The sequence below is a fragment of the Mesorhizobium sp. CO1-1-7 genome (genome assembly GCF_020164885.1).
GTDB classification, from domain to species: Bacteria; Pseudomonadota; Alphaproteobacteria; order Rhizobiales; family Rhizobiaceae; genus Mesorhizobium; species Mesorhizobium australicum.
Map to the genome: position 1 here is coordinate 529,830 of NZ_JAIUHA010000003.1, position 13,396 is coordinate 543,225.

General features: G+C 63.6%; 12 protein-coding genes, 1 pseudogene and 1 riboswitch. Of the genes and pseudogenes, 4 read left to right on the forward strand and 9 right to left on the reverse strand.

The window, feature by feature from the left end; all coding sequences use genetic code 11:
* Position 1: 1 nt before the first annotated feature.
* The 9 genes and pseudogenes from nuoG to LB516_RS09190 form a co-directional block, all read right to left on the reverse strand.
* Positions 2–2,083, reverse strand: a complete 2,082-nt coding sequence (gene nuoG / locus LB516_RS09150; protein ID WP_140615823.1) for an NADH-quinone oxidoreductase subunit NuoG — start codon at positions 2,081–2,083, stop codon at positions 2–4.
* Between the two features lie 73 nt (positions 2,084–2,156).
* Positions 2,157–2,852 carry an NADH-ubiquinone dehydrogenase gene (locus LB516_RS09155; protein WP_224623446.1) on the reverse strand — a complete coding sequence of 232 codons (696 nt, stop codon included), beginning with the start codon at positions 2,850–2,852 and terminating at the stop codon, positions 2,157–2,159.
* 65 nt (positions 2,853–2,917) lie between these two features.
* Complete coding sequence (gene nuoF, locus LB516_RS09160; RefSeq protein WP_224623444.1) at positions 2,918–4,222, reverse strand: NADH-quinone oxidoreductase subunit NuoF; 1,305 nt, start codon at positions 4,220–4,222, stop codon at positions 2,918–2,920.
* Positions 4,223–4,244: 22 nt separating this feature from the next.
* A pseudogene (nuoE, locus tag LB516_RS09165) lies at positions 4,245–5,246 on the reverse strand (NADH-quinone oxidoreductase subunit NuoE); the annotation flags it as partial.
* Positions 5,247–6,437 (reverse strand): NADH-quinone oxidoreductase subunit D, encoded by a 1,191-nt coding sequence (locus LB516_RS09170; RefSeq protein WP_224643507.1) that lies wholly within the window; start codon positions 6,435–6,437, stop codon positions 5,247–5,249.
* A 66-nt stretch (positions 6,438–6,503) separates the two neighbouring features.
* Positions 6,504–6,881 carry a four helix bundle protein gene (locus tag LB516_RS09175; protein WP_224719371.1) on the reverse strand — a complete coding sequence of 126 codons (378 nt, stop codon included), beginning with the start codon at positions 6,879–6,881 and terminating at the stop codon, positions 6,504–6,506.
* 34 nt (positions 6,882–6,915) lie between these two features.
* The gene (locus LB516_RS09180) at positions 6,916–7,518 is read right to left on the reverse strand and encodes an NADH-quinone oxidoreductase subunit C (RefSeq protein WP_015317339.1); all 603 of its coding nucleotides are present in this window, start codon (positions 7,516–7,518) and stop codon (positions 6,916–6,918) included.
* 4 nt (positions 7,519–7,522) lie between these two features.
* The gene (locus LB516_RS09185) at positions 7,523–8,104 is read right to left on the reverse strand and encodes a NuoB/complex I 20 kDa subunit family protein (RefSeq protein ID WP_015317338.1); all 582 of its coding nucleotides are present in this window, start codon (positions 8,102–8,104) and stop codon (positions 7,523–7,525) included.
* Positions 8,095–8,460, reverse strand: coding sequence for an NADH-quinone oxidoreductase subunit A (locus LB516_RS09190; RefSeq protein WP_010910112.1), 366 nt, complete (start codon positions 8,458–8,460; stop codon positions 8,095–8,097). Before LB516_RS09190 ends, LB516_RS09185 begins: the two co-directional genes overlap by 10 nt.
* A gap of 334 nt (positions 8,461–8,794) precedes the next feature.
* Here LB516_RS09190 and LB516_RS09195 point away from each other — a divergent pair, with 334 nt between their 5' ends.
* The 4 genes from LB516_RS09195 to LB516_RS09210 form a co-directional block, all read left to right on the forward strand.
* On the forward strand, positions 8,795–9,994 hold the full coding sequence (locus LB516_RS09195) for a winged helix-turn-helix domain-containing protein (protein ID WP_224719372.1): 1,200 nt from the start codon (positions 8,795–8,797) through the stop codon (positions 9,992–9,994).
* Between the two features lie 29 nt (positions 9,995–10,023).
* A riboswitch (cobalamin riboswitch) is annotated at positions 10,024–10,231 on the forward strand.
* A 37-nt stretch (positions 10,232–10,268) separates the two neighbouring features.
* Complete coding sequence (locus LB516_RS09200; protein WP_140822406.1) at positions 10,269–10,697, forward strand: DUF1636 family protein; 429 nt, start codon at positions 10,269–10,271, stop codon at positions 10,695–10,697.
* A 2-nt stretch (positions 10,698–10,699) separates the two neighbouring features.
* A complete protein-coding gene (cobW, locus tag LB516_RS09205; RefSeq protein WP_224594944.1) occupies positions 10,700–11,737 on the forward strand; it encodes a cobalamin biosynthesis protein CobW in 1,038 nt (345 codons plus the stop codon).
* Between the two features lie 18 nt (positions 11,738–11,755).
* The coding region (locus LB516_RS09210; RefSeq protein ID WP_224719373.1) for a cobaltochelatase subunit CobN at positions 11,756–13,396 on the forward strand (1,641 nt) is incomplete at its 3' end.

Sequence of the window (13,396 nt, forward strand, 5' to 3'; positions counted from 1 at the left end):
CTTATTCCGCCGCCTGCTTGAAGCCGCTCTTGGCCAGTGCCGAGCATTCAGCCATCACGGCCGATGCGCGCGCGATCGGGTTGGTCAGGTAGAAATCCTTGACCGGCGAGGTGAAGGTTCCCTTGTTCAACCGCCCGCCGAGCTTCGCCACGCCGGCGATATCCTCGGCATTGCCGGCCGCGACCTGGTCGATGCGAGCCAGATGCGGGTATTCGCCATAGAGCTTTGCGCGCAGCTGCGGCAGCGAATCGAACGGCAGTTTCTTGCCCAGTACGTCGGACAGCGCCCGCAAGATCGCCCAATCCTCGCGCGCGTCGCCCGGCGCGAAGCCAGCGCGGTTGGTCTGCTGCACGCGCCCTTCGGTGTTGACGTAGGTGCCGGACTTTTCGGTATAGGCAGCCGCCGGCAGGATGACATTGGCGCGATGCGCGCCGGCGTCGCCGTGCGTGCCAACATAGACGACGAAGGCGCCGCCGGTCTTGCTCATATCGATCTCGTCGGCGCCGAGCAGGAACAGGACATCCGTCTCGCCCAGCATGCCGGCGACGTTCTTGCCGCCCTCGCCCGGCACGAAGCCGAGGTCCAGGCCGCCGACGCGCGCCGCTGCGGTGTGCAGCACGGCAAAGCCATTCCAGTCGGCGCGTGCGGCATTCACGGCGGCGGCGAGCCTGGCCGCTTGGCCGAGCACGGCCGCGCCATCGGCGCGCGCCAGAGCGCCCTGACCGACGATAATAAGGGGATGCGTCGCCTTCTTCAGCGTCTGGAAGAACTTGCCGTTGCCGTCCGCCAGATCCTTCAGCGAATCCGGCCCGGCGCCCAGCTGTTCGTAGTCATAGCGCGTGTCGCCGACATCGCCGATGACACCGACCGGCAGATTGCCGAGGCGCCAGCGCTTGCGGATGCGGGCGTTGAGCACCGAGGCCTCGAAGCGCGGATTGGCCCCGATGATCAGCACCGCGTCGGCCTGCTCGATGCCTTCGATGGTCGGGTTGAAGATATAGCTGGCACGTCCGAGTGCCGGATCGAGCGCCGCGCCGTCCTGGCGGCAATCGGTGTTCTTCGAACCGAGCGAGGCCATCAGAAGCTTCAGCGCGTAGATTTCCTCAACCGCCGCGAGATCGCCCGCGATGGCGCCGATCTTGTCGGGGGCCGCCGCCGAAACCGCGCCCTTGATCGCCGCGAACGCTTCGGCCCAGCTCGCCGGAACCAGCCTGCCGTCCTTGCGCACATAGGGGCGATCGAGGCGCTGCGTGCGCAGGCCGTCCCAGATGAAGCGGGTCTTGTCGGAAATCCATTCCTCGTTCACGGCTTCGTTGACGCGCGGCAGGATGCGCATCACTTCGCGCCCACGGCTATCGACGCGGATCGCCGAGCCGACGGCATCCATCACGTCGATGGATTCGGTCTTGGTCAGCTCCCACGGCCGCGCCTGGAAGGCGAAGGGCTTGGAGGTCAGCGCGCCGACCGGGCAGAGATCGATCACGTTGCCCTGCAACTCCGAGGTCATTGCCTGTTCGAGATAGGTGGTGATCTCGGCATCCTCGCCGCGGCCGATCAGGCCGAGTTCGGAAATGCCGGCAACTTCGGTGGTGAAGCGGACGCAGCGCGTGCAGTGGATGCAGCGGTTCATCACTGTCTTGACCAGCGGGCCGATATACTTGTCTTCCACCGCGCGCTTGTTCTCGTGGTAACGCGAGGAATCGACGCCGAAGGCCATCGCCTGGTCCTGCAGGTCGCACTCGCCGCCCTGATCGCAGATCGGGCAGTCCAGCGGATGGTTGATCAGCAGGAATTCCATCACGCCTTCCCGGGCCTTCTTGACCATCGGCGTGTTGGTGAAGATTTCCGGCGGCTCGCCGTTCGGGCCGGGGCGCAGGTCGCGCACGCCCATGGCGCAGGAGGCCTGCGGCTTGGGCGGCCCGCCCTTCACCTCGATCAGGCACATGCGGCAATTGCCGGCGATCGACAGCCGCTCATGGAAGCAGAAGCGCGGCACTTCCGCGCCCGCGTCCTCGGCCGCCTGCAGCAGCGTGTAATGGTCGGGTACAGTGATTTCTTTCCCGTCGACCTTGAGCTTTGCCATTCGCCTCAAACCCCTGCGGATTTCCCGCAATCTCATTTTTCGGGCGCGACAGACGCAGCGCCCGACATTTCATTCACTTCTTCGCGGCCAGCGCCGCCGCCTGGGCAGTCCAGTCGTCACGGCCGATGCGGCCCTTGAACGACAGATAATCGTCGACCCAGGCAATCTCTTGCGGCGACCATGCGGCGATCTGGGCAAACGTCCAGATACCGAGGCCGTTCAGCACTTTTTCCAGCTTCGGGCCGATGCCCGATATCGCCTTGAGGTCGGACGGCCTCGTCGGCTTCTCCATGGCCTTGGGCTGCCTGAAATCTTCCGGCAGCAGTATATCCGCTGCCTCGCTTGTTGCCGGAGCGGCATTGGCGGCCGGCGCGGTGGTGGCGGCTTCCCTGGCTGCGATATCGGTGACTTCCTGGGCGAAGGACTGCGCCTCGGCAATCATCGTCTTCGCGGTCGCCCGCGCTTTGACGGACGACGAGTTCGCGTCCTCGAATTGCTCGACGCGGGCCTCGAAATCCTCGATCAGCGGCTGCATGAGGCGTTGTGATGCCTCGGCGGCCCCCGAAAGCGCGCCCATCCAGACGCCGAACGCATGATTGGCGAGCCCCATGCCAAGCGCCGACATCGCCGCCGCACCCGCGACAGGGTGCGCGAAAAGGTTGACGGCGCTGGCCATCTCCTTCGGCATCAACCTGGTCAGGTCCTGGTTCATCTTCTCGATCTGGTCCAAATTGGGCATCAATGGGTAGGGTGTCGAATACGGCGCCATAGAGTTCTCCTGGTCGTTTCTTCGTTCGCCCCGCCCCGTTTCTTCCCGCGTTCAAAAGTTTCTTGTTATTCCGCCGCCACCATCACCGGTTCGGCTCGCTGCGCGTTGCGCGAAAACTCGTCGATGCGCCGCTCCACCTCGCCGCGGAAATGCCGCATCAGGCCCTGGATCGGCCATGCCGCCGCATCGCCCAGCGCGCAGATCGTGTGGCCTTCGACCTGCTTGGTGACGTCGAGCAGCATGTCGATCTCGCGCTTCTGAGCCTCGCCGCGCACCAGCCGCTCCATCACCCGCCACATCCAGCCGGTGCCCTCGCGGCACGGCGTGCACTGGCCGCAGCTTTCATGCTTGTAGAAGTAGGAAAGCCGCGCGATCGCCTTCACGACATCGGTCGACTTGTCCATGACGATGACGGCGGCCGTGCCGAGACCGGACTTGAGATCGCGCAGCGCGTCGAAATCCATCGGTGTATCGATGATCTGCTCCGCCGGCACCAGTGGCACCGAGGCGCCGCCCGGAATGACGGCGAGCAGATTGTCCCAGCCGCCGCGGATGCCGCCGCAATGGGTCTCGATAAGCTCGCGGAACGGGATCGACATCGCCTCTTCGACGGTGCACGGATTGTTGACGTGGCCGGAAACGCAGAACAGCTTGGTGCCGACATTGTTGGGCCGGCCGAAGGACGAGAACCAGGCAGCCCCCCGGCGCAGGATGGTCGGCGCCACCGCGATCGATTCGACATTGTTGACAGTGGTCGGGCAGCCATAGAGGCCGACATTGGCCGGGAATGGCGGTTTCAGCCGGGGCTGGCCCTTCTTGCCTTCGAGGCTTTCCAGCAGCGCCGTTTCCTCGCCGCAGATATAGGCGCCGGCGCCGTGATGCATGTAGATTTCAAAATCGTAGCCCGACGTGTTGTTCTTGCCGATCAGCTTGGCCTCGTAGGCCTCCTCGATCGCCCGCTGCAGCGCCTCGCGCTCGCGGATGAACTCGCCGCGCACATAGATGTAGGCGGCAATCGCGCCCATGGCGAAGCCGGCCAGGAACGCGCCCTCGACCAGCGTGTGCGGATCGTTGCGCAGGATGTCGCGGTCCTTGCAGGTGCCGGGCTCGGATTCGTCGGCGTTGATGACGAGATAGCTCGGCCGGCCGTCGCTCTGCTTGGGCATGAACGACCATTTCAGCCCGGTCGGGAAGCCGGCGCCGCCGCGTCCGCGCAGTCCCGACGCCTTCATCTCGTTGACGATCCACTCACGCCCCTTGGCGACGATGCCGGGCGTGTTGTCCCAGGCGCCGCGCGCCATGGCGCCGGCCAGCGACTTGTCGAAGAGGCCGTATATGTTGGTAAAGATGCGGTCTTTGTCCTGAAGCATTTTTCGTCCCTCAGACCGGCTTCTTGGTCGGCTTGGCGGCAGGCTGCTTGGTCTCCGGCGCCTTGAAGGCGCTGCCCGGTTCGGCCCGGTTCTTCGGCCCATTGCGTTGTTTTGGAGTCGCCTCGACTTCAGGAGCGGCCTTGTTGGCGTTGGCGGCCGAGTGAAGGGGTGGCGCAACGCTAGCCGCGTTCTCGGTGACCGGCGCGACCTTGGCCGGCGACGGCGTCTTCAACGTCGGGTTGGTCTCTGGCGCGGCGGTCTTCGGCCTGCTGGATTTCGACGGAGCAACCGGACCAGGCGCAGCTGAGGCGGCCGGTGCCGGCACAGGCGCAGCGATGATCGCGTCGGGCGCTGCCTTCGCGGCCCTGGCCGCTTCCCGGGCTTCACGGTCGCGGGTCGACTTGAGGATCGCCTTTTCGCTCTTCAACGTGGTCAGGCCGGAGGCCGGCTCCGAGCCGGTGCGGCCGTTCTGCGGTCCCGGCGTCACCGAGGCGCCCTTGCCCGCATCGTAGAGATCGATGATTTCAGCCAGCCGTTCCGGTGTCAGATCCTCGAACGTATCCTTGAACACCATGACCATCGGCGCGTTGACGCAGGCGCCGAGGCACTCGACCTCTTCCCACGACAAGGTGCCCTTGTCGTTGGTGTGGAATTGGTCGTGATGGATCTTCGAGCGGCACACATCCATCAGCGCTTCCGAGCCGCGCAGCATGCAGGGCGTGGTGCCGCAAACCTGGATGTGCGCACGGGTGCCGACGGGGTTCAACTGGTACTGCGTATAGAAGGTCGCGACCTCGAGGCCGCGGATACGCGGCATGCCGAGCATGTCGGAAATCGTCTCGATCGCCGCCTTGGTGACCCAGCCTTCCTGCTCCTGCGCTATCATCAGCAGGGGAATGATCGCCGACTGCTCGCGGCCCTTGGGATACTTCTTGATCCATTGCTTCGCCGCTGCCGCATTCGCCCGGTTGAAGGCGAAGGAGGCTGGCTGGACGCTGGCTTCTGCGAGACGGCGGACTGACATTTAGCGATCGACCTCACCAAACACGATGTCGAGGGAGCCGAGGACGGCGGTGACGTCGGCCAGCATGTGGCCGCGGCAGAGGAAGTCCATGGCTTGCAGATGCGCGAAACCGGGTGCGCGCAGCTTGCAGCGGTAGGGCTTGTTGGTGCCGTCGGAGACCAGGTAGACGCCGAACTCGCCCTTTGGCGCCTCGACCGCCGCATAGACTTCGCCGGCCGGCACGCGGTAGCCCTCGGTATAGAGCTTGAAGTGATGGATGAGCGCTTCCATCGAACGCTTCATCGCCTGGCGCTTGGGCGGCACCACCTTGCCGTCGAGGTTCGACACCGGGCCGGTGCTTTCCTTGCCGAGCAAGAGATCGATGCACTGGCGCATGATCCGTGCCGACTGGCGCATTTCTTCCATGCGCACGAGGTAGCGGTCAAAACAGTCGCCATTCTTGCCGATAGGAATGTCGAAATCCATTTCCGAATAGCATTCATAGGGCTGCGACTTGCGCAGGTCCCACGGCGAGCCCGAACCACGGACCATGACGCCCGAAAAGCCCCAGGCCCAGGCATCTTCCAGCGAGACGATGCCGATGTCGACATTGCGCTGCTTGAAGATGCGGTTGCCGGTGAGCAGCCTGTCGAGATCGTCGAGCGATTTCAGGAACGGGTCGATCCACTTGCCGATGTCCTCGACCAGCTGCCGCGGCAGGTCCTGGTGGACGCCGCCGGGCCGGAAATAGGCCGCATGCATGCGCGAGCCCGAGGCGCGTTCATAGAACACCATCAGCTTCTCGCGCTCGACGAAGCCCCACAGCGGCGGCGTCAGCGCGCCGACGTCCATGGCTTGCGTCGTCACATTGAGGATGTGCGACATGATGCGGCCGATTTCGCAATAGAGCACGCGGATCAGCTGGCCGCGCCGCGGCACCTCGATACCGAGCAGGCGCTCGGCGGCGAGCGCGAAGGCGTGCTCCTGGTTCATCGGCGCGCAATAATCGAGCCGGTCGAGATAAGGCAGCGCCTGCAGATAGGTTTTTGCCTCGATCAGCTTCTCCGTACCGCGATGCAAGAGCCCGATATGCGGATCGACGCGGTCGACGACTTCGCCGTCCAACTCCAGCACGAGGCGCAAAACGCCGTGCGCCGCAGGGTGCTGCGGGCCGAAGTTGATGTTGAAATTGCGGACGGAGGTTTCAGCCATTCTGGCGCCTCTGGCGAAGAGTCAGTAGTGAGTAGTGAGTAGTGATCATCAATCTCAATGCCTGCTTCATTCCGCCTGCTTGGCCTGCACCGTTCGGATAAGAGATCTCATCATTTTTCCAATCTCTTCGCATCGCAGCAGCAGTTCAATCTCATTGTCTTTTCGCAGCAAGCCGACCCGGCATGCCAGTAGTATGTGCGTTTCCAGTTCCTTCAACGAACCTTGCGCCATGCGCAAAAATTGAACGAACGAACCTCTGTTTTCCCGACCGTATCCCTCCGCGACATTCGCTGCGATCGAAACCGCCGATCGGCGCATCTGAGAGGTCATGCCGTAGATCTCTTCTTTCGGGAAGTCCTTAGTGTGGCGGTAACAGTCTTCAGCGAGCGTCATCGCTGATTGCCACACCTTCAAGTCGCTATAAGATTCGATCCGTCGCTCCAACTTTTCTCCTACTGACTACTCACTACTTCCCTACTCACTGTTTCGCTTTTTCGTCGCCGGGCAGGACATAGTCGGTTCCCTCCCAGGGGCTCAAAAAGTCAAAGTTCCTGAATTCCTGCTTCAGTTCCACAGGCTCGTAGATGACGCGCTTGGCTTCGTCGTCGTAACGCACTTCGACGAAACCGGTCAGCGGGAAATCCTTGCGCAGCGGATGGCCTTCGAAACCGTAGTCGGTCAGCAGGCGGCGCAGGTCCGGGTGGCCCGAAAACAGCACGCCATAGAGATCGTAGGTTTCGCGCTCGAACCAGTCGGCGCCGGGATAGACGCCGGTGATCGAAGGCACCATCGTCTCCTCGTCGGCCTGCACCTTGATGCGAATGCGCACATTCTGCTTCGGCGAAAGCAGGTGATAGACGACGTCGAAGCGCTTGGCCCGCGACGGATAGTCGGCACCGCAGACATCGATGATCGAGATGAACTGGCAGCGCGCATCGTCGCGCAGGAAGGTCATCACCTCGATCAGGTTTTGAGGCTCGACGTGAACGGTGAGCTCGCCATAGGCGAATACCGCATCGCCGAAGCGGCCAGGCAGCTTCTCGCCGAGATAGGTCGACAGTTCGCTTAAGGAGGCGGCCATGGATTTACCGTTCGATCGTGCCGGTGCGGCGGATCTTCTTCTGCAGCAGAAGAATGCCATAGAGCAGGGCTTCGGCGCTCGGCGGGCAGCCGGGCACATAGATGTCGACCGGCACGACGCGGTCGCAGCCGCGTACCACCGAATAGGAATAGTGATAGTAGCCGCCGCCATTGGCGCAGGAGCCCATCGAGATGACGTAGCGCGGCTCCGGCATCTGGTCGTAGACCTTGCGCAGCGCCGGCGCCATCTTGTTGGTCAGCGTGCCGGCGACGATCATGATGTCGGACTGGCGCGGAGACGCGCGCGGCGCGACACCGAACCGCTCCGAATCGTAGCGCGGCATCGAGGTGTGGATCATCTCGACCGCGCAGCAAGCCAGACCGAAGGTCATGAACATCAGCGAGCCGCTGCGCGCCCAGGTGATCAGCGCCTCGGTCGAGGTGACCAGAAAACCCTTGTCGGCAAGCTCATTGTTGATTTCGAGGAAGAAGGGATCGTCCTCCCCCACCGGCCTGCCGGTGTTGGGATCGATAATACCTTTGGGCTTCGGCGCGACGAGGGTGCCTGAACTGTCGTTCAATCCCATTCCAGCGCTCCTTTTTTCCATTCATAGGCAAAGCCGATGGTCAGCACTGCCAAAAACACCATCATTGACCAGAAACCGAGCATGCCGATCTTCGAGAAGGACACTGCCCAGGGGAAGAGGAAGGCAACTTCCAGGTCGAATATAATGAACAGGATCGACACCAGGTAGAAGCGGATGTCGAATTTCATGCGGGCATCGTCGAACGAGTTGAAACCGCACTCGTAGGCGGAAAGCTTTTCGGGATCGGGGTTGCGATACGCCACCAGGAACGGAGCCGCCAGCAGCGCCAGGCCGACGACCAGTGCCACGCCGATAAACAGGACGATGGGCAGGTACGAACTGAGAAGTGCGTTCATGCAGCGGCTTTCCGTTGGCGCCAATCCACTTTGACTACAGCACCGAACCTTAATGCGGAAGCGTGACAGATTAACCGCTGAACCGTTTTAAGGGGCCTATGCTGCAACGCGGCGAGGGTTAGCGCAGCACTTCCAGCGAAGCAAGTCAAACCTTGTTCAAAACACCGAGCTGGACGGCATTCCGGGAGAAACTGGTCCCATCCGCTCCTGTTTGATTTCCTTCGCTTTTAACTCCACTTTTCTCTCCTGACAGGGTTGCCGCCAAAACCCTGCTAGCATGGACGGGAATCACGCCGGCAATGACGCCAGACAGGTCCATCAGGGACGCATCCGCATGAAGGAAAAGATCTCGCTTGCCGCCGCGCGGCGCATCGCGCTCGCCGCCCAGGGATTTCTCGATCCCCGCCCCGCCGGCACGCCGGACCGCCGCCATTTCGCCCGCGTTCTGTCTCGCACCGGCCTGTTGCAGATCGATTCCGTCAGTGCGGTGGTGCGCGCTCATTACATGCCGCTCTATTCGCGTCTCGGCCCCTATCCCCTCGCTTTGCTCGACAACGCCGCCGTGACGCGCAAGCGCACCGTCTTCGAATATTGGGCGCATGAAGCCTCGTTCCTGCCGGTCGAGACCTACCCACTGATGCGCTGGCGCATGCAGCGCGCCGAGCAAGGCGATGAAATGTATCTGGGGCTGGCCAAATGGGGCCGCGAGCACGCAGCCTATATAGAAGAGATCTACCGCGAGGTCGTCGCGCGCGGGCCGATCGCCGCTTCGGCGCTCGAAGGCCAGAAAGGCTCCGGTGGCTGGTGGGGTTGGAGCCATGCCAAGCACGCCTTCGAATGGCTGTTCTGGGCCGGGCGCATCACCACCGCGCACCGGCGCGGCTTCGAGCGCTTTTACGACCTGCCGGAGCGCGTGCTGCCGCAGGCGATCCTCGATCTGCCGGTACCGACGCCTGAGGACGCGCATCGCGAATTGCTGCGCATTTCCGCCCGTGCCCATGGCGTGGCGACATCAGGCGACCTGCGCGATTATTTTCGACTCTCGCCGGCCGACATGAAAGGCCGGCTGGAGGAACTGGTCGAGCTCGGCGACTTGCTGCCGGTCCGTGTCGAGGGCTGGGACAAGCCGGCTTACCTTCACAAGGACGCCCGTATCCCGCGCAAGATCGAGGCCCGCGCTCTGCTGGCGCCGTTCGATCCGGTCGTCTTCGAGCGTTCGCGCTCGGAGCGGCTGTTCGACTTCCATTACCGCATCGAAATCTACACGCCGGCCGACAAGCGCCAATACGGCTACTATGTCCTGCCTTTCCTGCTCGGCGACAGGATCGTGGCGCGCGTCGACCTCAAGGCTGACCGGCCGGCCAGTGTCCTGCGCGTCCATGCCGCCTACGCCGAGCCCGGCGCACCGCCCGAAACCGCAGCCCAGCTCTTCGAGGAATTGAAGCAGATGCAGGGCTGGCTTGGCCTCGAGCGCATGGAAATAACGCCTGCCGGCGACCTCGGCCCGGCGCTGTCCGACATCGCGGTGTCGTAAGCTCGCGTTGACACCGCTGCCCGCAAGAGCCTAAATCCCATCCAGACGGTCTCCTCTCGGCAAAGAGAGGAGCCAAGAGGGAATGCGGTGCGGGATTGAAAATCCCAAATCCGCGGCTGTCCCCGCAACTGTGAGCGAAGAGCCAAGGCCGAAAGCCACTGGGATTGTCCCGGGAAGGCGGCTACCCAAGGCGATGACCCGCGAGCCAGGAGACCTGCCGTCTGGAATGCAAGAATCCGATCGCCTGGCGGGTTTTCCGGGCAAGGAGCCTGATGTGGATCGCGACAGCAGTTTTTCGGCTGAAACAACCGACATTTCGTCCGGCGGGGATCATCCCCTGGCCGGCATCACGGTCATTGTCTGCGCTTCCTGTCGCGACGAGACTGGATCCGACGCCCATCCCCGGGCCGGCGAACTTTTGGCCGAAGATACGCGCCAAGCCGCCTCGGGCGAGAAGATTCGCATCCGCACGGTCGAATGCCTCGGCAATTGCAAGCGCCGGCTGAGCGCCGCGATCCTGCGCGACGGCTGCTGGAGCTATGTGTTCGGCGATCTGACCGCGAGCAGCGGCGCCGATCTCGTCACTGGCGCGAAACTCTTCGCCACCTCGAGCGACGGCCTCATTCCCTGGCGGGGCAGGCCCGACAGTCTCAAGCGCGGCCTCGTTGCCCGCATCCCTCCCCTCGACATGCTGAAAGATTGATCATGACAACATCTCTGTCCCGCGTTCCCTGCACCGTCGTCACCGGCTTCCTCGGCGCCGGCAAGACGACGCTGGTCCGCCATCTCCTGGAAAACGCCGGCGGCAAGCGGATTGCCATCATCGTCAACGAGTTCGGCGACATCGGCATCGACGGCGAGATCCTCAAGGGATGCGGCATCGACACCTGCCCAGAGGAAAACATCGTCGAACTGGCCAATGGCTGTATCTGCTGCACCGTGGCCGACGATTTTGTGCCGGCGCTCGACAAGATCCTGTCGCTGACGCCGAAGGTCGACCATATCCTGATCGAAACCTCGGGCCTCGCTCTGCCCAAACCGCTGGTCCAGGCTTTCCAGTGGCCGACGGTGAAGAGCCGCGTGACCGTCGATGGCGTCATCGCCGTGGTCGACGGTCCCGCACTGGCGGAAGGCCGCGTCGCCAATGACATGGACGCCCTGCAGGCGCAGCGCGCGCAGGACGAGAGCCTCGACCATGACGACCCGGTCGAGGAAGTGTTCGAGGACCAGATTTCCTGCGCCGACCTGATCATCCTGTCGAAGAGCGACCTGATGGACGCCGCCGGTTCAGCCCGCGCCAAGGCCATCGTCAACGAACACTCGGCCCGCGCCGTAAAGATCGTGCCGACGTCTCATGGCAAGGTCGATCCCTCGGTGCTGCTCGGGCTCGGTCTCGCCGTCGAGGACGACATCGAGAACCGCAAGTCGCATCATGACGGCGCCTTCGACCATGAGCATGACGACTTCGACACGTTCATCGTCGACATTCCCTCGATCGCCAATCCGGACGAATTGGCCAAGCGCGTCGCCGCGGCCGCCGAACAGGAAAACGTGCTGCGCGTGAAAGGCTTCGTCGAGGTCGGCGGCAAACCTATGCGGCTCCTGCTGCAAGCCGTCGGCCCGCGCGTCAATCATTACTACGACCGCGCCTGGACCGCTGGGGACGACCGCCGCTCGCGGCTCGTCGTCATTGGCCTCAAGGGGCTGAACCGCCCGGCGATCGAACGTATCCTCGCCGGCTGATTTCAGGCCCGGGCCGCGATGCACATCCTCACCACGACCTCCGCCTCGCTCGACGACCTCGCCGAGCCTGTCGATCTCAGGCAGGCGCCGGCGGATATCGTAGCCCTGTCCTTCACCGACAGCGATCTCGCCGGACTGGCTGCGGCGTGGAAGGCCGACGCTGGTCGCCTGCCCTCGATGCGGCTGGCCGCACTGCGCGACCTGCGCCATCCCATGTCCGTCGACCTCTGGATAGACAGCGTCGCCCGCCACGCCAAAGTCATCCTGGTGCGCATCCTCGGCGGCTACGACTGGTGGCGCTATGGCTGCGACCAACTGGCGGTGATTGCCCGCAAACGCGGCATCAAACTGGCGCTGCTTCCCGGTGAAAGCCACGACGAGGATCTCAGGCTGGTCGAAGCCTCGACGCTGCCCCGCGCCGAACTGGACGGCCTGCTCGGCTATTTCCGCGAGGGCGGCCCGGCCAATATGGGCGCGCTGGTGCACAGGCTGGCAGGCTTGGCTGGACAGGATGCGCCCGTCGCCAACCCGGTCAGCGTGCCGAAGGCCGGTTACTATCAGGCTGGATTGGGGGTCGCGGAAGAGCCGGCCGGTTCCAATAGCGGCACTCCCATTGTCCCGATTCTCTTCTACCGATCGATGCTGCTCGCCGCCGATGTCGCCCCGATCGATGCGCTGGCCGAGGCTTTGCGCTCCAGGGGATTGGCACCGGTGCCGATCTTCGTTTCCAGTCTGAAGGATCCGGTGTCGCTGGCGTTCGTCGAAAATGCCATCGCATCGCTGAAACCCGCCGCGATCGTCACCGCGACCGCGTTCGCTTCCGGCGCCGAGCCCGGCGTCGAAACCTTGTTCGACCGCGCCGGCGTGCCCGTCTTCCAGGTCATCGTCGCCACCACGCGCCGCGACATCTGGGAAAACAACCAGCGCGGCCTGGCGCCCGCCGACCTTGCCATGCATGTCGTGCTGCCCGAACTCGACGGCCGCATCCTCGCCGGCGCCATTTCCTTCAAGGCCGAGAGCGATATCGATCCGGCGCTTGGCCATCGTGCGTTGGCGAACCGCCCGGAACTGGATCGGTTGGAGCAAGTGGCGGGGCGAGTCGCGGCTTTCATCCGGCTGCGGGAGACGAAGCGGGAGGAGCGCAAGCTCGCGATCCTCATTCCCGATTATCCCAGTGCCCCTGGCCGCACAGGCTATGCGGTCGGGCTGGACGTGCCGTCCAGCGTGCTGGCCATGCTGCGCGACTTGAGCGAACAGGGCTATGCCGTTGACGGGATTCCGCAAACGCCGCGTGAATTGTTGGATTTGCTGGAGCATAGCAACGACGGATTGGCCCTACAGGAGTATTTGAGCTTCTCGAAGGAGTTGCCGCTCGCAGCAATCGCCGCGGTAGAAGCCGCTTGGGGAAACGCAGAGGGGACAGGTTTGCGCGAGGCGCCCCCCTCTGTCCTGCCGGACATCTCCCCCTCTAGTGGGGAGATCGAACTTGCGTCGCGGCTTTCGCCAACTACCAACATTGCAGAAGGAACGTCGGCCTGCGAACTGCCAATCTCCCTCCTAGAGGGGGAGATGTCCGGCAGGACAGAGGGGGGCGTGACAGAACGCCAGCCTCGCCATGCTATCGAAAAGAATTTCCCCTTCCGCGCCGCGCATTTCGGC